This window comes from Pseudomonas sp. 05L36 (genome assembly GCF_056398125.1).
Map to the genome: position 1 here is coordinate 208076 of NZ_JBFTOU010000007.1, position 18745 is coordinate 226820.

21 protein-coding genes are annotated in these 18745 nt (G+C 58.3%); 13 read left to right on the forward strand and 8 right to left on the reverse strand.

Translation table 11 applies throughout. The features are described from left to right. Window positions 1-15 precede the first annotated feature (15 nt). The 3 genes from AC1DKH_RS10685 to AC1DKH_RS10695 form a co-directional block, all read right to left on the reverse strand. A complete protein-coding gene (locus tag AC1DKH_RS10685; protein ID WP_047532658.1) occupies window positions 16-309 on the reverse strand; it encodes a co-chaperone GroES in 294 nt (97 codons plus the stop codon). A 248-nt stretch (window positions 310-557) separates the two neighbouring features. Beyond that, a complete protein-coding gene (locus tag AC1DKH_RS10690) occupies window positions 558-1034 on the reverse strand; it encodes an FxsA family protein (protein ID WP_477798137.1) in 477 nt (158 codons plus the stop codon). 66 nt (window positions 1035-1100) lie between these two features. Further along, window positions 1101-1832, reverse strand: a complete 732-nt coding sequence (locus AC1DKH_RS10695; RefSeq protein ID WP_477762717.1) for a HugZ family pyridoxamine 5'-phosphate oxidase — start codon at window positions 1830-1832, stop codon at window positions 1101-1103. 163 nt (window positions 1833-1995) lie between these two features. On the opposite strand from AC1DKH_RS10695, the gene AC1DKH_RS10700 reads away from it, so the two are divergent. Continuing rightward, on the forward strand, window positions 1996-2754 hold the full coding sequence (locus tag AC1DKH_RS10700; protein ID WP_477752690.1) for an SDR family oxidoreductase: 759 nt from the start codon (window positions 1996-1998) through the stop codon (window positions 2752-2754). 102 nt (window positions 2755-2856) lie between these two features. Here AC1DKH_RS10700 and apbC read toward each other — a convergent pair whose 3' ends face one another. Further along, window positions 2857-3951: an iron-sulfur cluster carrier protein ApbC gene (gene apbC, locus AC1DKH_RS10705; RefSeq protein ID WP_477752691.1), complete on the reverse strand. Its 1095-nt coding sequence runs from the start codon at window positions 3949-3951 to the stop codon at window positions 2857-2859. Between the two features lie 245 nt (window positions 3952-4196). Between apbC and metG the strand changes: the two genes are divergently transcribed. From metG to AC1DKH_RS10745, 8 genes are all read left to right on the forward strand, one after another. Beyond that, window positions 4197-6248: a methionine--tRNA ligase gene (metG, locus tag AC1DKH_RS10710; RefSeq protein WP_477798138.1), complete on the forward strand. Its 2052-nt coding sequence runs from the start codon at window positions 4197-4199 to the stop codon at window positions 6246-6248. A gap of 126 nt (window positions 6249-6374) precedes the next feature. After that, a complete protein-coding gene (locus AC1DKH_RS10715) occupies window positions 6375-6944 on the forward strand; it encodes an electron transport complex protein RnfA (protein WP_477798139.1) in 570 nt (189 codons plus the stop codon). Next, window positions 6941-7954, forward strand: a complete 1014-nt coding sequence (gene rsxB, locus AC1DKH_RS10720) for an electron transport complex subunit RsxB (protein ID WP_477798140.1) — start codon at window positions 6941-6943, stop codon at window positions 7952-7954. Before AC1DKH_RS10715 ends, rsxB begins: the two co-directional genes overlap by 4 nt. Further along, window positions 7941-8927, forward strand: coding sequence for an RnfABCDGE type electron transport complex subunit D (locus AC1DKH_RS10725; RefSeq protein WP_477798141.1), 987 nt, complete (start codon window positions 7941-7943; stop codon window positions 8925-8927). The genes rsxB and AC1DKH_RS10725 overlap by 14 nt, the downstream gene beginning before the upstream one ends. Beyond that, complete coding sequence (locus tag AC1DKH_RS10730; RefSeq protein WP_477752695.1) at window positions 8924-9535, forward strand: RnfABCDGE type electron transport complex subunit G; 612 nt, start codon at window positions 8924-8926, stop codon at window positions 9533-9535. The genes AC1DKH_RS10725 and AC1DKH_RS10730 overlap by 4 nt, the downstream gene beginning before the upstream one ends. Continuing rightward, window positions 9528-10112, forward strand: a complete 585-nt coding sequence (locus AC1DKH_RS10735; RefSeq protein WP_477798142.1) for an Rnf-Nqr domain containing protein — start codon at window positions 9528-9530, stop codon at window positions 10110-10112. Before AC1DKH_RS10730 ends, AC1DKH_RS10735 begins: the two co-directional genes overlap by 8 nt. A 25-nt stretch (window positions 10113-10137) precedes the next feature. Further along, entirely contained in the window at window positions 10138-10776 is a 639-nt protein-coding gene (gene nth / locus AC1DKH_RS10740; RefSeq protein ID WP_477798143.1) for an endonuclease III, read from the forward strand. Window positions 10777-10882: 106 nt separating this feature from the next. Next, window positions 10883-11062, forward strand: coding sequence for a PA3496 family putative envelope integrity protein (locus tag AC1DKH_RS10745; RefSeq protein ID WP_477752698.1), 180 nt, complete (start codon window positions 10883-10885; stop codon window positions 11060-11062). A 79-nt stretch (window positions 11063-11141) separates the two neighbouring features. Here AC1DKH_RS10745 and AC1DKH_RS10750 read toward each other — a convergent pair whose 3' ends face one another. Next, entirely contained in the window at window positions 11142-11768 is a 627-nt protein-coding gene (locus AC1DKH_RS10750) for a response regulator transcription factor (protein WP_008053528.1), read from the reverse strand. A 484-nt stretch (window positions 11769-12252) separates the two neighbouring features. On the opposite strand from AC1DKH_RS10750, the gene AC1DKH_RS10755 reads away from it, so the two are divergent. Then, window positions 12253-12963, forward strand: coding sequence for a hypothetical protein (locus AC1DKH_RS10755; protein WP_477798144.1), 711 nt, complete (start codon window positions 12253-12255; stop codon window positions 12961-12963). A 149-nt stretch (window positions 12964-13112) separates the two neighbouring features. Here AC1DKH_RS10755 and AC1DKH_RS10760 read toward each other — a convergent pair whose 3' ends face one another. Further along, window positions 13113-14330, reverse strand: a complete 1218-nt coding sequence (locus tag AC1DKH_RS10760; RefSeq protein ID WP_007972320.1) for an argininosuccinate synthase — start codon at window positions 14328-14330, stop codon at window positions 13113-13115. A 129-nt stretch (window positions 14331-14459) separates the two neighbouring features. Beyond that, the gene (locus AC1DKH_RS10765) at window positions 14460-15365 is read right to left on the reverse strand and encodes a flagellar protein MotY (protein ID WP_477760089.1); all 906 of its coding nucleotides are present in this window, start codon (window positions 15363-15365) and stop codon (window positions 14460-14462) included. A gap of 159 nt (window positions 15366-15524) precedes the next feature. Here AC1DKH_RS10765 and pyrC point away from each other — a divergent pair, with 159 nt between their 5' ends. Next, window positions 15525-16571, forward strand: coding sequence for a dihydroorotase (gene pyrC / locus AC1DKH_RS10770; protein ID WP_477752701.1), 1047 nt, complete (start codon window positions 15525-15527; stop codon window positions 16569-16571). Continuing rightward, window positions 16568-17245: a ribonuclease T gene (gene rnt / locus AC1DKH_RS10775; RefSeq protein WP_046043606.1), complete on the forward strand. Its 678-nt coding sequence runs from the start codon at window positions 16568-16570 to the stop codon at window positions 17243-17245. The genes pyrC and rnt overlap by 4 nt, the downstream gene beginning before the upstream one ends. A 186-nt stretch (window positions 17246-17431) precedes the next feature. On the opposite strand, the gene AC1DKH_RS10780 is transcribed toward rnt, so the two are convergent. After that, the gene (locus AC1DKH_RS10780) at window positions 17432-18034 is read right to left on the reverse strand and encodes a peroxiredoxin (RefSeq protein ID WP_477752702.1); all 603 of its coding nucleotides are present in this window, start codon (window positions 18032-18034) and stop codon (window positions 17432-17434) included. 311 nt (window positions 18035-18345) lie between these two features. Between AC1DKH_RS10780 and AC1DKH_RS10785 the strand changes: the two genes are divergently transcribed. Next, window positions 18346-18564, forward strand: a complete 219-nt coding sequence (locus AC1DKH_RS10785; RefSeq protein WP_008053520.1) for a bacterioferritin-associated ferredoxin — start codon at window positions 18346-18348, stop codon at window positions 18562-18564. Window positions 18565-18745 lie beyond the last annotated feature (181 nt).

Here is an 18745-nt window from a genome sequence, read left to right on the forward strand (position 1 = left end):
AAATGAACGGGGGTATCAGCCTTCGATAACAGCGAGGATTTCGTTCTCGCTCATTACCAGCAGGTCTTCGCCGTCGACTTTCACAGTGTTGCTGCCGGAGTAAGGACCGAACACAACCTTATCGCCCACTTTCACGGCCAGTGCGCGCACTTCACCGTTGTCCAGTACGCGGCCGGTGCCTACAGCGAGGATTTCGCCGCTGTTGGCTTTTTCAGCAGCCGAACCTGGCAGGACGATACCGCCAGCGGTTTTCTTTTCTTCTTCGCTGCGACGGATGACGACGCGGTCATGCAGAGGACGAAGCTTCATTGTCGATCTCTCCTAATTGTGGTTTTCATCGGCCGGTGTAGTCCCGGCGGGTTTAACAAAGTCCGGCAGTGCCGGTTGCGGCTCGTCAAGCGAACCGCGGAAGTCTGTCTGGCGTAATCGCCAGAAACCTTGCGGTGACCGTTACATAAGGGCGCATAAGCTTATTACAAGGGCGGGGAGCGAAAAATTTTCAGTTCGCTGCCCCGCAAACGAACACGGCACCCGAAGGCGCCGTGTCGATGTGCGTATTACTTGGTATCGCGGTGTTCGAACTCGCCTTCGATCACGTTGGTCTCGCGGCCCACCGGCTCGCGAGGTGCCGGGCCGCCACGGGCCTGGAGGTCATCGGCGAACGCTCGCTGACGCATGGCCTGCTCTTCGGCGCGCTGGCGCATTTTACCCGCCAGCAGGCGACGACTGAACGGCAGCAGCATGAACAAGCCGATCACATCGCTGATGAAACCGGGAAGAATCAACAGACCGCCGGCCAATGCCAGCATCAGGCCTTCGAGCATGGTCTGGGCCGGCAGCTCGCCGCGGTTCAGGCTCTCACGGGCACGCAGGGCCGTGGCCAGGCCGGCGACGCGCAGCACGAACACACCGAACATCGAGCCGAGAATGATCAGCAGCAGGGCCGGGAAAAACCCGATCGACCCTGCCACCTTGACGAATACGAACAGCTCTAACACCGGGAACAGCAGAAAGAGCAACAAAAAAGGGCGCATCAAATGATTCCTCAACGCAAGAATGCCTTGCCAGTTCACCTTAGATGACGTCGCCGTTTCGTGAATTCAAGCATCGGCCACTTCATTTTTCGGCCAATGCTCGGCGTGGGCCAGAGAAACCAAGGCTTCGCGGACTTGTGTCGGAGTATTACAAGGCGCTTGAAACGGCAACCAGTACAGGCTCTGGCCAATGCGCAGATGCATGCCTTCGCTGTCGATACCGGCCATTTGCGCCGGTACGTTTTTCGGCAGTCCGGCCAACTCGACGTAATGGGCAATGGCCTTGGCGTGGTCGGCGTTCATGTGCTCGACCATGCTCACTTCGGCCTTGCCAGCGAACGGGTTGGCCAGGGTCAGGTCGTTGACCCAATGAATGGCGCCAAAACCGCCGATGTAACGGTGGCGTACAGGCTTGAGCACCCAGAAATCGAAATCGTGGGCCTGGTGATAACCCTGCGACTCCGGGAAGTAGCGGTAGTAACGCTCGGAGGCGGCTTCGATGGCGGCTTCGTCTTCGAGCTGCTGCGCCTCAGCCAGGTAAGTCAGTCGACCAACGGCCTGGACATCTTCGGCGCCACGTTCGCCGACAAAGAGCGAGCACTTCGGATCTTTCTGCAGATTATGAGTGTGCTGGGCGATGCGGCTGATCAGGATCAGCGGCCGGCCCAGCTCGTCCAGGCAGTACGGAACCACGGAGCCGAACGGAAAACCGGGCATCGATTTGGAGTGCGTCGAGAGCACCCCACGGTATTCCTTGAGGAGCAATTCTCGTGCATGCTTAGCCGCTTCAACGCTCAATTTATGACTCCTTAAATAGAATCCGTCATAAAAACGGACGAGCTGCTGGTGAAAGTCCCAGCACGCCATCGGGGCAGTTCTCATGTGCAGCCGGGCCACGTCAGGCGCAGATCGAGAGGCTCTCTACAAGGAAACACTCAGACCTGCTACCGGGGGCATGCGAATGCAACTCACTGACAAAGTAATCATTATCACGGGCGGTTGCCAGGGTTTAGGCCGCTCCATGGCCGAGTATTTCGCAGGCCTTGGCGCGAGACTCGCGCTGGTGGACCTGAACCAGGAAAAACTCGACGACGCCGTCGCGGCCTGCAAGGCCCAAGGTGTCGAGGCCCGCGCCTACCTGTGCAACGTGGCCAACGAAGAACAAGTGACCCACATGGTTGCCCAGGTCGCTGAAGACTTCGGCGCGATCCATGGTTTGATCAACAACGCAGGGATCCTGCGCGACGGTCTGTTGCTCAAGGTCAAGGATGGCGAAATGACCAAGATGAGCCTGGCCCAGTGGCAGGCGGTCATCGACGTCAACCTGACCGGCGTGTTCCTGTGCACCCGTGAAGTCGCGGCGAAGATGGTCGAGCTGAACAACAGCGGCGCGATCATCAATATCTCGTCGATTTCCCGCGCCGGCAACGTCGGCCAGACCAACTACTCGGCGGCCAAGGCCGGTGTTGCGGCGGCGACCGTGACCTGGGCCAGGGAACTGGCGCGCTACGGCATTCGCGTCGCCGGCATTGCACCGGGCTTCATCGAAACCGAAATGACTCTGGGGATGAAACCTGAAGCGCTGGAGAAAATGACCACCGGTATTCCGCTCAAGCGTATGGGCAAACCTGAGGAAATCGCCCATTCGGCGGCTTACATCTTCGAGAACGACTATTACACCGGTCGGATTCTGGAGATGGATGGCGGGTTGCGGATCTAAAGCAAGATCAAAAGATCGCAGCCTGCGGCAGCTCCTACAGGGTGAACATCAATCCCATGTAGGAGCTGCCGCAGGCTGCGATCTTTTAACAGGCGACCGGGATCAATCGTCGCTGACGCTGATATTCGGCATCGCCGGCGTCAACGCTTCCTGCAATACGATCCGTGCACCGACATGGCGAGCCAGTTCCTGGTAGACCATGGCGATCTGGCTGTCAGGCTCGGCGATCACCGTTGGCTTGCCGCCATCGGCCTGCTCGCGGATGACCATCGACAGCGGCAACGAGGCCAGCAGTTCGACGCCATACTGGTTGGCCAGTTTCACCCCACCGCCCTCACCGAACAGATGCTCGGCATGTCCGCAATTGGAGCAGATGTGCACGGCCATGTTTTCCACCACGCCCAGCACCGGAATGTTGACCTTGCGGAACATTTCCACGCCCTTGCGCGCGTCCAGCAATGCCAGGTCCTGCGGAGTGGTAACGATGACCGCACCGGCCACAGGCACTTTCTGCGCCAGGGTCAGCTGGATGTCACCGGTGCCTGGCGGCATGTCGATGACCAGGTAGTCCAGGTCGCCCCACGCAGTCTGCGTCACCAATTGCAGCAAGGCGCCGGAGACCATCGGACCACGCCAGACCATCGGTGTGTTGTCATCGGTGAGGAAGGCCATGGACATGACCTCGACACCATGGGACTTGAGCGGCACGAACCACTTCTGGTCCTTGACCTCTGGACGGGTGCGCTCAGGGATGCCGAACATGATGCCTTGGCTCGGACCGTAGATGTCCGCGTCGAGAATCCCGACCTTGGCGCCTTCGCGGGCCAGTGCCAACGCAAGGTTGGCCGCGGTGGTGGATTTACCCACGCCGCCCTTGCCGGACGCGACAGCCACCACGTTCTTGACGTTGGCCAGGCCCGGAATCTGTGCCTGAGCCTTGTGTGCGGCAATCACGCTGGTGATGTCGACCTTGGCACTGGCTACGCCATCCAGCCCCTGAATAGCCATTTCCAGCATTTGTGCCCAACCACTCTTGAACAGGCCGGCGGCGTATCCCAATTCAAGCTGAACGCTAACGCGGTCACCCTGGATCTCGATGTTGCGCACGCACCCGGCGCTGACCGGGTCCTGGTTCAGGTATGGGTCGGTGTATTGGCGAAGGACGGCTTCTACCGCTGCGCGATTGACGGCGCTCATGGGCAACTCCGAAAACAGGACTGGAAAAGATAACGGGTATCGTACCTGTTCTGATCGTTTGGCGGGATGCTCAAAAGATCGCAGCCTGCGGCAGCTCCTACAGATGTACGCCGATTCCCTGTAGGAGCTGCCGCAGGCTGCGATCTTTTCTGTCCGCACATCCAATGAAACAGGCTCACAAGGTGAAAAATATGCGCCGGCGCTTTATAGTGGCCGACCTCCGTTTCATCAAGTAGCCGAGCCCCATGTCCGAGCCACGCAAGATCCTCGTCACCAGCGCCCTGCCCTATGCCAATGGTTCGATTCACCTCGGCCATATGCTGGAATACATCCAGACCGATATGTGGGTGCGCTTCCAGAAGCACCGCGGCAATCAATGCATCTATGTCTGCGCCGACGACGCCCACGGTTCGGCGATCATGCTGCGCGCGGAAAAGGAAGGCATCACCCCGGAACAACTGATCGCCAACGTCCAGGCTGAACACAGCGCCGACTTTGCCGACTTTCTGGTGGATTTCGATAACTTCCACTCCACTCACGCCGAAGAAAACCGTGAGCTGTCGAGCCAGATCTACCTGAAGCTGCGTGACGCCGGGCACATCGCCACGCGCTCGATCACCCAGTACTTCGACCCGGAAAAGAAAATGTTCCTGGCCGACCGCTTCATCAAGGGTACCTGCCCGAAATGCGGCACCGAAGACCAGTACGGCGACAACTGCGAAAAATGCGGCGCGACTTACGCGCCAACCGACCTGAAGGATCCGAAGTCGGCAATCTCCGGCGCCACCCCGGTGCTCAAGGATTCCCAGCACTTCTTCTTCAAGCTGCCAGACTTCCAGCAAATGCTGCAAACCTGGACCCGCAGCGGCACCCTGCAGGATGCCGTGGCCAACAAGATCGCCGAATGGCTGGACGCCGGCCTGCAACAGTGGGACATCTCCCGCGATGCGCCGTACTTTGGTTTTGAAATCCCCGACGAGCCGGGCAAATACTTCTACGTGTGGCTGGATGCGCCGATCGGCTACATGGCCAGCTTCAAGAACCTGTGCAACCGTACGCCGGAGCTGGACTTCGATGCGTTCTGGGGCAAGGACTCCACCGCCGAGCTGTACCATTTCATCGGCAAGGACATCGTCAACTTCCACGCCCTGTTCTGGCCAGCCATGCTCGAAGGCGCAGGCTACCGCAAGCCGACCGGGATCAACGTGCACGGCTACCTGACCGTCAACGGCCAGAAAATGTCCAAGTCCCGTGGCACCTTCATCAAGGCCCGCACTTACCTTGATCACCTGTCGCCGGAATACCTGCGCTACTACTACGCGGCCAAGCTGGGCCGTGGCGTAGACGACCTCGACCTGAACCTCGAGGACTTCGTGCAGAAGGTCAACTCCGACCTGGTGGGCAAGGTCGTCAACATCGCCAGCCGTTGCGCCGGTTTCATCAACAAGGGCAATGCCGGCGTGATGGTCGACACCAACGCCGCGCCTGAACTGACCGAAGCCTTCCTGGCCGCCGCGCCGAGCATCGCCGACGCCTATGAAGCCCGCGACTTCGCCCGCGCCATGCGCGAGATCATGGGCCTGGCCGACCGCGCCAACGCCTGGATCGCCGACAAGGCACCGTGGTCGCTGAACAAACAGGAAGGCAAGCAGGATGAAGTCCAGGCCATCTGTGCCACCGGAGTCAACCTGTTCCGCCAACTGGTGATCTTCCTCAAGCCTGTACTGCCGCTGCTGGCCGCCGACGCCGAGGCGTTCCTCAACGTCGCGCCGCTGACCTGGAACGACCACGCGACCTTGCTCAGCAATCACCAGTTGAACGAGTTCAAGCCGCTGATGACCCGCATTGACCCGGTCAAGGTACAAGCCATGACCGACGCCTCGAAGGAAGACCTGACCGCCAGCCAGACCGACACCGGCGCAGCCGCACCCGCCGGCAATGGCGAACTGGCCAAGGATCCGCTGTCACCGGAAATCGAGTTCGACACCTTTGCCGCCGTCGACCTGCGAGTCGCTCTGATCGTCAAGGCCGAACACGTGGAAGGCGCCGACAAGCTGTTGCGCCTGACCCTCGACATCGGTGACGAGCAACGCAACGTGTTCTCCGGGATCAAGAGTGCCTACCCGGACCCGTCCAAGCTCAATGGTCGCCTGACCATGATGATCGCCAACCTCAAGCCACGGAAAATGAAGTTCGGCATCTCCGAAGGAATGGTGATGGCCGCCGGCCCTGGTGGCGAAGAAATCTACCTGCTCAGCCCTGACAGCGGCGCCAAGCCTGGTCAGCGCATCAAGTAAGGCCTGCGCAAAACCGATCCCACAGTCGTGCCTGGCGCGACTGTGGGATTTTCATGTCTGGCCCATACTGTCTTTCAGGTCTGGCTTCATCTTGTAGGAGTTATCCAGCATCGGATATGGACGATCATGACCGAAACACTGCTTACGCTCATCAGTGCAGCCTTGATCAACAACGTCGTGTTGCACTGGCCGCTGGGCGTCGATCCGCTGTTGGGCAGCCAGCGCCGTCAAGTCCATGCCTTGGGCATTGCGACGACGTGCCTGATGCTGGTCGTGGGCATGCTCGGCTACGCGCTCTATCACTGGCTGCTGGTGCCGCTGCAATTGACGCCGCTGCGCCTGTTTGTGTTTCTGCCATTGAGCGTGCTGCTGATCAGCCCGTTGCTGAAGTTGCTGGCGCGGTTGTTTTCGACACTGCCGTTTGAAGGCCTCTGGCCGTTGCTGCTGGGCAATGCCGGCGTGCTCGGCGTAGCCTTGCTCAATGCTCAGCAAGACAAGGGTTTCTTTCACGCCACAGCCTTGAGCCTCGGTGCAGGGCTGGGTTTCTGGCTGGTGTTGAGCCTGTTCGCTGATTTGCGTGAACGCACGGCCGACAACGATGTTCCCCTGCCCTTTCGCGGCTTGCCGATCGACCTGATTGGTGCAGGCCTGATCGCTGTGGCTTTTCTCGGATTCAGCGGACTGATCAAAACATGAGTCTGATTCAACGCATCGACGCACTCTTGCCGCAAACCCAATGCGGCAAATGCGGCCACCCCGGGTGCAAGCCGTACGCCGAAGGCATCGCCAGCGGTGAGCCGATCAACAAGTGTCCGCCCGGTGGCAACGAAACCATCGCGGCCCTGGCCGAGTTGCTGAAGGTGCCGCTGCTGGAACTGGACATCACTCGCGGCTCGGCACCTGCGCAGATCGCCTATATCCGCGAAGCCGAGTGTATTGGTTGCACCAAGTGCATTCAGGCCTGTCCGGTCGATGCCATTGTCGGTGCGGCCAAACTGATGCACACGGTGATCATCGATGAGTGCACCGGTTGCGATCTTTGCGTGGCACCGTGCCCGGTGGACTGCATCGAAATGCGCCCGCTGCCGCCGGACACGGTACTGCCCGTTGTCGGGGGCCTGGCCCTCACACCGCAAGCGCGGCAGGCCCGCACCCTCAAGCGCGATCACGCACGGCGCCGCTTCGAACAACGCAACGCGCGCTTGCAGCGCGAAGAACAACAGAAAATCGCCGAACGCCAGGCAAGGCAGCGAGCCGCGCAACCTGCCGAAGCGGCAGTCGACCCGGTGCAGGCCGCTCTCGAGCGTGTCCGCGCACAGAAAGCTGCCAATGCCGATGCCGCGCTGAAAAAGGCGAAAATCGATGTGGCGATGAGTCGGGCGCAACTGCACAAATCGCTGAAGGCCTTCGGGCATCCACCGACCTTCGAACAGCAATCGCAGTTGATCGTCCTGCAACAGCAGTTCGAAGCCGCCGAACAAAACCTGGCGCAACTGGAAAGCATCGCCCCACCAGCCCCTGCGCCGACGGTCGCAGCGGTGTCGTCAAATGATGCCGATCTGAAACGGGCCAAGATCCAGTTGGCCATGCGCCGCGCCGAACTCAAGAAGGCTCAGGCCAGTGAAGCACCGGCGGAACAAATCGAAGCCCTGGAGCGCGCACTCGGCGAAGCCGAACGCCAGGTGGACGCCCATGCCAACCCTTGAAGCGGTTGATGATCGCCTGCAACAAGCCATGAAACTGGTGCTGTTGGCCACGCTGCCGGGAATGCTGGTGGCGTTCTGGCTGTACGGCTGGGGCGTGTTGATCAATCTGGTTCTGGCGGCCGCTGCTGCGCTGGCCGTCGAGGCCGCCGTTGTGCAATGGCGCAAGCGGCCGCTGCGACCAACCCTGAGTGACGGTAGCGCGTTGGTCAGTGCCACCTTGCTGGCTTTGGCGCTACCACCTTACTGCCCATGGTGGCTGACCCTCAGTGCTGCCGCTTTTGCGATGGTGTTTGGCAAGCACTTGTATGGCGGCGTCGGCTCGAATCCCTTCAACCCGGCGATGCTCGGTTTTGCTCTGGTGCTGGTGACCTTTCCCCAATCAATGACCCATTGGCCATCCTCCCATGGCATGGATCTGCTGGGTGGCTTGCAGCAAGTGTTCGGTGTCGGCCAGGCGCCGGATGCATGGGTACAGGCCACGGCACTGGACAGTCTGCGGATCAACAAAAGCCTGACCATGGATGAACTGTTTGCCGGCAACCCGGCATTCGGCCACTTTGGCGGCCGAGGGGTGGAATGGCTGAACCTGGCCTTTGTGGCGGGTGGAATGTTTCTCCTGCAACGAAAGGTGATCAGCTGGCATGCACCAGTCGGCATGCTGGCCAGCCTGTTCGTCATCAGCCTGCTGTGCTGGAACGGTTCGGGCTCCGACTCCCATGGTTCACCGCTGTTTCATCTGCTGAGCGGCGCGACCATGCTGGGGGCGTTCTTCATCATCACCGAACCGGTGTCCGGCGCCAGAAGCCCTGGCGCGCGACTGCTGTTCGGCGCTGGCGTCGGACTGCTGACTTATCTGATTCGTACCTGGGGCGGCTATCCGGACGGCATCGCCTTTGCCGTGCTGTTGATGAACCTGTGCGTGCCGGCACTGGAGCGGTTCGTGGCGGCCAGACAACAGCCGGAGGCACCATGAGCCGGACGTCAAGCATCGCGCTTCTGGTGCTTTTGACCGCACTGGGCCTTGGTGTGACGTACTTCGTGCAGCTCGGCAGCGCGCCGCGCATTGCAGCCGAACAGCGCCTGATCGACAGCCGTAATCTGCTGGACCTGATCCCGTCAGACAGCTACGACAATCAACCACTCGAACACCCCATAAATCTCGAAGCAACCGCCTTGGCCAACAGCACCTTGCTCGGGGGTTATCTGGCGACCAAAACCGATCAACCCGTCGCGGTATTGCTGCGCAGTCAAACCCTTGGCTACGCTGGTGCCATCGACCTGTTGATCGCTGTCGACGCCAATGGCAGGTTGCTGGGCGTCAAAACCCTCAAACAGTCGGAAACCCCAGGACTGGGTGCGCGGATCGCCGACTGGCCCAATACCTGGCTTCAGGTTTTTTCCGGCAAGTCTCGAACAGAACCGGGCGACAGTGGCTGGGCGTTGAAAAAGGATCAGGGGCAGTTCGATCAGATCGCTGGTGCGACTATCACCTCAAGGGCGGTGATCAATGCCGTCCACGATGCGTTGCGCTACTTCGATGAACACCGGCAACAACTGCTCGGAAACCCTGCCCATGGATAACTCATCGACTCCGCGCAACGCCTTGATGCTGACGCCGCTGATCGGCGCTACCGAGTCGCTGATGGCCGCACTTGGCCTGTGCCTGATGTTCATGGTGGTGACCCAGTTGTTCAGTCTGGCCATGGGCGCCCTGCGATCCCGACTGGTCCCGGCGACCCGCTTGCTGGCCAGCATCCTGTTGGCGGCCACGCTCACCAGTTGCGCGGAACTCATGGCACAGGCCTGGTCGCTACAGTGGCAGCAGCATCTGGGGTTTTATGGCGCCTTGATCGCCTTGCAATGCGTCGTACTCGAGCACACCGGGTTCTTTCAGAACGGCTGGCGCCAACGCCTGCGACTCAATGGCCTGTTTGCCACTCTGATGATCGCGCTGGGCCTGCTGCGCGAACTCATCGGCAACGGGACACTTGGAAGCCACTTGTCGTGGCTGACCGGCACAACGCAAGCTGACTGGCAAGGCTGGGTGCTGATGGCGGATGGCGGTCTGCGCCTGGCCACATTGGTCCCTGGCGGGTTCATTCTGCTCGGACTGCTGATCGCCGCCTGGCAGGCTTGGCGACCCAAGTCCACACATTGATCGTCTTCGAGGAAACGTACTGCCCATGAATGCCGCAAAACGTCTGGAAATTTTCCGCAGGCTGCACGAGGACAACCCGGAACCAAAGACCGAACTGGCCTATTCCTCACCGTTCGAATTGCTGATTGCCGTGATTCTCTCGGCGCAGTCGACCGATGTCGGCGTCAACAAGGCCACAGCCAAGCTGTTCCCGATCGCCAATACCCCGGCAGCGATCCATGCCCTGGGTGTCGAAGGGCTGTCGGAGTACATCAAGACCATCGGCCTGTACAACAGCAAAGCGAAAAACGTGATCGAGACCTGCCGCTTGCTAGTCGAGCGCCACACCGGTGAAGTGCCACAAACGCGCGAAGAGCTTGAGGCGCTGCCCGGTGTCGGCCGCAAAACTGCGAATGTGGTACTCAATACGGCATTCCGTCAGCTGACCATGGCCGTCGACACGCATATTTTCCGGGTCAGCAACCGGACCGGCATTGCTCCCGGCAAGAATGTGGTGGAAGTCGAGAAAAAGCTGATGAAATTCGTGCCCAAGGAGTACCTGCTCGACTCCCATCACTGGCTGATCCTTCACGGCCGCTATGTTTGCCTGGCTCGCAAGCCACGATGCGGAAGCTGCCGGATCGAGGACTTGTGCGAATACAAGCACAAAACCTCCGACGATTGAGGCGCTCTTGGGTTTTTTGATTTATCGATTGAAAAAATCTTTTTTACCCGCCGGGAGATTGTCGATATAAGGAGCGCCAAAGGCCTTCTTAGCCTGGAGTAACTAAATGAGTACTGGCAAAGAGCAATTGGACGTAGAAGACGACTTCACCACCGCCGACACCGATGACGCTGAGCCGGTGGTTGAAGTAGCGAAAACTAATCTGAGCAAACGCCGCACCATCGACAATCTGCTGGAGGAGCGCCGACTGCAAAAGCAATTGGCCGATTACGATTTTGACTTATGACACCTGAAAGCCTCCCGAAACGGAGGCTTTTTTTAAGTGCCATACTCTCGCAGACGCCCCTTGTCGCACAGTTACGTCATCACACCAGACCATTGCGTTGTGCCAACTCGATCAAATCGACCAGAGACCTCGCATTCAGTTTGAGCAACAGGCGGGTCTTGTAAGTACTGACTGTTTTATTGCTGAGAAACATTCCATCGGCAATCTCTTTATTGGTCTTTCCTCGGGCCAACTGTTGCAGGACCATCATTTCCCGCCCCGACAATCGATCAACCATATCGGCCTCACTGGCGTTCCCCAAACTGCAACGCACGGTATGCAAGGCTTGATTAGGAAAGTAACTGTAGCCTGACAACACGGCCTTTATCGCACTGAGCAACTCCGTCAGGTCTTGTTGTTTGCAGACATAACCGGCCGCACCGGATTGCATGCAACGCATTGAAAAATGCCCCGGCGCCTGGGAAGTCAGGATCAGAACTTTCATCGGCATTGAGGTCGAAGACAAACGCGCGATGACTTCCAACCCGTCCAGCTTCGGAATCCCGATATCCAGAATGACAATATCCGGCATAAGTTCACGGGCTAGTTGCAGTGCATCCACACCATTATCGGTTTCTGCAATAACTTCGTAGCCATGACGTTCCATTAGCATACGTACCGCAAGACGAATGACGGGGTGATCATCCACGATCAGCACTTTATTCATGGGCAAGTCCAATTTTCGCTGTTCGAATTTTTAGAGCCCGCACAATAGCCTAGTCGTTTCACCCATGGCATGTCGTCCCTTCCGGCCACCCACACCAAGAGACATCCCCTACAAACAACACGGATTTCTCCTACAATAATCCCTCGAACGGAATGAGTTGAAAACTGTGTCAGCGTCAGTGTGTCGCACTTTCCAGCAGCTGCCTCTATCGATTTACGACCAAAATTTTCCGAGAGCCGGCCTGAACAGTCGCGCCCTGACAAACATAAGCCTCTACTCCTTCGTTAAAACGTAACTGATATTTTCGCACTCAACATTCACACCGGAAATATCACACACCAAGCATCCAATTACTCTTACAGCAAATAATATTTTTTGAGCAATCATTAAAGCACCACCAGCACTCAAAAAAATCGAAGAAAACACAACAACAACTACCACATCAAAGCATTTTCATAAACCATTCAAGAAAAGACAATAGAGCATGAATATAGAACATGATAAAAAACGAATTAACAACCCGATGACAATTATCGCGATATTTGCAGCGCTCTCTGAAACTTCGGCAGCCGTTTCCCTACCCTTCCTTGACCAAGAGGAAAGAGAACTCTATGTCTGGTTTCTGATCAGCTTTCCGTTTTATTTACTTTTGCTTTTTTTCGCGACACTCAACTTCAACTACAAATCACTTTATGCGCCTTCCGACTTTGAAAAGGGCAAACACTTCATGAAGGTCATGGATGATGCCGGGCGGCCGGAAAAAAAAGCGTCCGGGAAGTCCTCTGGGAGTTCCGCTCTGGAAACGTCAACGAATGACCGGCAGTCAGCTCGGACGCCCTGCGGCGCACAGGACCCGCCAATGGAGATTGGCCTGCAAACCACCGTATTTGTTCAGCATCAACTTCAGTTACCGGAGTTTATAAAAGACCTGTACATCGTGGATGCACGCTGGATGAGCAAGGAGGTCGAGTTTGGAGCGCTGCTGGAAAAAATCCAGAGGCCACGGGAAAAGGAGGCGTACGTGATTCTGTTTGTCACTTGTGCCGTTTCGGAGGCTTTACTGAAAGCCAGTGCGCTTAAACATTCAAAGCAGACCAGGAAGCGCTGTGTCGCCTTTTATGTTGCCTACAATCTGGACTCGCACAGGTTGTCGGTCATTGATCAAGCCGGACAACCAGCAGACAACGACACGTAGAACAGGACAAACCATTGGCAGGAGAAAAACAGAAAATCATCAGCGAAAACGAAAACACCCGACAACGTAGTAACTGGCGTCACACCCCGTTTTCAGGTGCCTGACCTCGTCCTGGACGAGATCAGGCATCCATCACGATATCAAAGGTCTCAGAACAGCTTCCGGCCTTTGTTCGCTGCAATGCGCATGCGCAAGGCGTTGAGCTTGATGAAGCCCGCTGCATCCGCCTGGTTGTACGCGCCACCATCTTCTTCGAAGGTCGCGATATTGGCGTCAAACAGCGAGTCGTCGGACTTGCGGCCAGTGACGATCACATTGCCCTTGTACAGTTTCAGGCGCACAACGCCGTTCACGTTGACCTGGGACGCATCGATCATCTGTTGCAGCATCAGACGCTCAGGGCTCCACCAGTAGCCGGTGTAGATCAGGCTGGCGTACTTGGGCATCAGCTCGTCCTTGAGGTGAGCCACTTCGCGGTCCAGTGTGATCGATTCGATCGCACGGTGGGCACGCAGCATGATGGTGCCGCCCGGGGTTTCGTAGCAGCCACGGGACTTCATGCCCACGTAGCGGTTCTCGACGATGTCGAGACGGCCGATACCGTGTTCGCCACCGATACGGTTCAGGGTCGCCAGCACGGTGGCCGGAGTCATTTCGACGCCGTCCAGCGCGACGATGTCGCCGTTGCGGTAGGTCAGTTCCAGGTACTGCGGCTTGTCGGGTGCGTTTTCCGGGGAAACGGTCCAGCGCCACATGTCTTCTTCGTGCTCGGTCCAGGTGTCTTCCAGCACGCCGCCTTCATAGGAGATGTGCAGCAGGTTGGCATCCATCGAGTACGGGGATTTCTTCTTGCCGTGACGCTCGATCGGAATCGCGTGCTTCGCGGCGTAATCCATCAGCTTTTCACGGGACAGCAGGTCCCATTCGCGCCACGGAGCGATCACTTTCACGCCAGGCTTCAAGGCGTACGCGCCCAATTCGAAACGAACCTGGTCGTTGCCCTTGCCGGTGGCGCCGTGGGAAATGGCGTCAGCGCCGGTTTCGTTGGCGATTTCGATCAGGCGCTTGGCGATCAGCGGACGAGCGATGGAAGTACCCAGCAGGTACTCGCCTTCGTAAACGGTGTTGGCGCGGAACATCGGGAAAACGAAATCGCGCACGAACTCCTCGCGCAAGTCGTCGATGTAGATCTCTTTCACGCCCATGGCCTGAGCCTTGGCGCGTGCAGGTTCGACCTCTTCGCCCTGACCCAGGTCAGCGGTGAAGGTCACCACTTCACAGTTATAAGTATCCTGCAGCCACTTGAGGATCACCGAAGTGTCCAGGCCGCCGGAATACGCCAGAACGACCTTGTTTACGTCCGCCATGCCATCACTCCACGGGGTTCTACGGAAAGCCGGGAAGTCTACCGCTCATACAGAATAATTTACAGTGGCGCGACAGCTTATGACGACGAAGCGACAGATTCTGTCGAGGGCGCGACGATGACCGCCGGGTCAGGAAGTTGCCGAAGTGGCCGCTTTCGTCGCTTGCGGGGCGACTTGTTCCACAGGTGCTCCGCGCTCCAGGCGTACCGCTACCCGTCGGTTCTTCGCGCGGTTGGCGTTGTTGGTATTAGGCGCCAACGGATAACGCTCACCATGGAAACGCACGGTGATTTGCGACTCCTGGATGCCGTTGGCCTTGAAGAACTCCATCACTGCCAGGGCCCGGCGCCGCGACAAGTCGCGGTTGGTCAGACGGTTGCCACTGTTGTCGGAGTGACCGTCGAGCTCGATGCGATTGACCGTCGGATCGGCCTTCATGTACTCCAGCATCACCTGCAGCTTGGCCTTCGCGGCGCCGTCGAGCTCGATTCCGCCGCCGGGGAAGCCGATTTCGGATTGTTTCACCTGCTCGAAGTTCTGCGGCAACAGTTTGGCCACGCAGCTTTGGTAATCGGCAAACGCCTTGGTGAACCTGACCGGCAGCAAGCGCACTTCCGACACCCGGCCATCCCCCGCGAAATGGCGAACCACCGGGCTGCGACCGTCCATCAGTCCGCTGATCAGGCGTCCGGCCTGAACCTGTGAACTGTTGAACACCACGTTGCCGCTGCCGATTCTCACCGTGCCCAGGTTGATATCGTTACGCCCCGGTTGCCACGGCGCGGCAGCGGCCAGCAGCGTCGCCGAGCCACCGCCAATCATCGGGTTGTAGGTTTTCAGACGAAACGTCGCCTGCTCGCCGGCGCGACGCACGAACTCGCCCGAACCGAAGTCGGTAATCGGCTGAGTCATGCGGCATTCGAACTTGTCACCCTCGACCGTCCACTCAATGCTCTCCAGACGGGTCTGGAAAGTGAGCGCCATCGCGGGAAGGCTGGCAAACACACTGAGCAAGGCAAAAAAACGCTGGCGCACGGGAGGCTCCACTGGCTTCTACAACAAAAAGACCGACACACACATGTTTACGGCATACCCGTTGGATATCGGAAGCTTCGCGCAAAACTTGATAGCGAGTGCCTGCAAGAGTCTTTTCCGGTAGCATTCCCTTGAGTTTGACCCGCCTGGAATCCCCTCATGTCCGACCGCCTGACCCTGCTGCGTCCCGACGACTGGCATATTCATCTTCGCGATGGTGCCGTATTGACCAATACCGTCGCGGATGTCGCGCGCACCTTTGGCCGCGCCATCATCATGCCCAACCTGGTTCCACCGGTGCGCAACGCGGCCGAAGCCGACGGCTATCGCCAGCGGATTCTCGCTGCCCGCCCGGCCGGCAGCCTGTTCGAGCCACTGATGGTCCTGTACCTGACCGACCGCACCCAGCCTGAAGAAATTCGCGAGGCCAAGGCCAGCGGATTCATTCACGCCGCCAAGCTGTACCCGGCCGGCGCGACCACCAACTCGGACTCTGGCGTCACCAGCATCGACAAGATTTTCCCCGCACTCGAGGCCATGGCCGAAGTCGGGATGCCGTTGCTGGTTCACGGTGAAGTCACCCGTGGTGATGTCGACGTTTTCGACCGCGAAAAAATCTTCATCGATGAACACATGCGCCGTGTGGTCGAGCGCTTCCCGACCCTCAAAGTGGTCTTCGAGCACATCACCACCGCGGACGCCGTGCAGTTCGTCAACTCGGCTTCGGCCAACGTCGGCGCGACCATCACGGCTCACCACCTGCTGTACAACCGTAACCACATGCTGGTGGGCGGGATCCGGCCGCACTTCTATTGCCTGCCGATCCTCAAGCGCAATACCCACCAGGAAGCCCTGCTCGACGCCGCCACCAGCGGCAGCGAGAAGTTCTTCCTCGGCACCGACTCGGCGCCCCACGCCCAGCACGCCAAGGAAGCGGCCTGCGGTTGCGCCGGTTGCTACACCGCCTATGCGGCAATCGAGATGTATGCCGAAGCCTTCGAACAGCGCAATGCGCTGGACAAGCTCGAGGCCTTCGCCAGCCTCAACGGCCCGCGCTTCTACGGCCTGCCGGCCAACACCGATCGCATCACCCTGGTCCGCGAAGAATGGACCACCCCGACCAGCCTGCCATTTGGCGAGCTGACCGTTATCCCGCTGCGCGCCGGTGAAAAACTGCGCTGGCGCCTGCTGGAGGAACACGCGTGAGTGAAGACCATTTCGACGACGAACTGGAAGGCAATGGCGGCGGAGGCGGCCCTCGTCATCCAATGGCGGCCAGGTTCCGTGGTTACTTGCCGGTTGTCGTCGACGTAGAAACCGGTGGCTTCAATTCGGCCACCGACGCCCTTCTGGAGATCGCCGCGACCACCATCGCCATGGATGAAAAGGGTTTTGTTTATCCGGATCACACCTACTTCTTCCGTGTCGAGCCGTTCGAAGGCGCGAACATCGAAGCGGCGGCCCTGGAGTTCACCGGGATCAAGCTCGATCACCCGCTGCGCATGGCCGTGAGTGAAGAGTCTGCCCTGAACGATATCTTCCGCGGCGTGCGCAAGGCCCTCAAGGCCAATGGTTGCAAACGGGCGATCCTGGTCGGGCATAACAGCAGCTTCGACCTGGGCTTCCTGAATGCAGCGGTTGCGCGCCTGGACATGAAGCGCAATCCGTTCCATCCGTTCTCCAGTTTCGATACCGCAACGCTCGCGGGCCTGGCCTACGGCCAAACCGTGCTGGCCAAGGCGTGCCAGGCTGCGGACATCGATTTCGACGGTCGCGAAGCTCATTCGGCACGCTATGACACCGAGAAGACGGCAGAGCTGTTCTGCGGCATCGTCAATCGCTGGAAACAGATGGGCGGCTGGGAAGACTTCGACGATTGATGTGTTGTAGGAGCGAGCTTGCTCGCGATGGTCGTGAACGATAACGCGGGGAGCCTGACACCCAGCGGTGTTCTTGAATCCATCGCGAGCAAGCTCGCTCCTACAGGGTCAGAATCCAACGCATAAAAAAACCGGCCTCGAAGGCCGGTTTTTTTGTACCTGCTTTTTATAGCTGGAGCGTGCGCCTTACAGAGCGGCAGCGTGCTCGGTCAGGTAAGCCGCAACGCCTTCAGGCGAAGCGTTCATGCCTTTGTCGCCTTTTTTCCAGTTGGCAGGGCAGACTTCGCCGTGCTCTTCGTGGAATTGCAGAGCGTCGACCAGACGCAGCAGCTCTTCCATATTACGGCCCAGCGGCAGGTCGTTGATGATCTGCGAGCGGACAACGCCTTTGTCGTCGATCAGGAACGCGCCACGGAAAGCCACGCCGTCAGCGGACTGAACGTCGTAGGCCTTCATGATGTCCTGCTTGATGTCGGCAGCCATGGTGTAGCGAACCTGGCCGATACCGCCATTGTTCACTGGAGTGTTGCGCCATGCGTTGTGGGTGAAGTGCGAGTCGATCGAAACAGCGATCACTTCAACGTTGCGTGCCTTGAACTCAGACATGCGGTTGTCCAGAGCGATCAGCTCGGACGGGCAAACGAAGGTGAAGTCCAGTGGGTAGAAGAACACCAGGCCGTATTTGCCTTTGATCGCCGAGGACAGGGTGAAGCTGTCAACGATCTCGCCATTGCCGAGTACGGCCGGTACGGTGAAGTCAGGGGCTTGCTTGCCTACGAGTACGCTCATTGGATATCTCCTGGTGTAATAGCGTGAGAAACAGGGTTCGCATCAGCCTGCCACCCTGAGGCGACAGCCCTGTGACACGATCCCCGGTCGCAAAAGACCGGCCATCATACACCGCGTGTTTGAGCTGGCTTAGCTGTTTTTTCCCCGTACGATGAAATCCCCGACGGTTTTGCATCACCAATTTGCCAGGCAGACCGTTCGTCAGCCATACCCATTTATGACAAAAAGTGCCCTGAAACCACTTTGACAATCATTCTCGTTAACATTAAGATCCATCGCAATTGAGTCACAATCAGCGACGGACCTTCCTTATGTATGTTTGCCTCTGCACTGGCGTCACCGACGGTCAAATCCGCGATGCGATCTATGAAGGATGCTGCAGCTACAAGGAAGTCCGTGTGGCTACCGGCGTTGCCAGTCAATGCGGCAAATGTGCCTGCCTCGCCAAGGAAGTGGTCCGCGAGACCCTGACCAAACTGCAAACGGCCCAGGCTGCAATTCCCTTTCCAGCAGAATTTACCGCGGCCTAACTATCGAATATCAAAGAACCGGACATACGTCCGGTTTTTTTATGCCTCAAAATCAACTAGTTATGCTCTAGACGCGGAACACAAACATTCTTATTCAGATTAATTTTCATTTAAGTTTCAATAACTTAGGTTTGACACCCTTAAATACGCGGCTCAGACTCTGCCCTATTGACAGCTAATA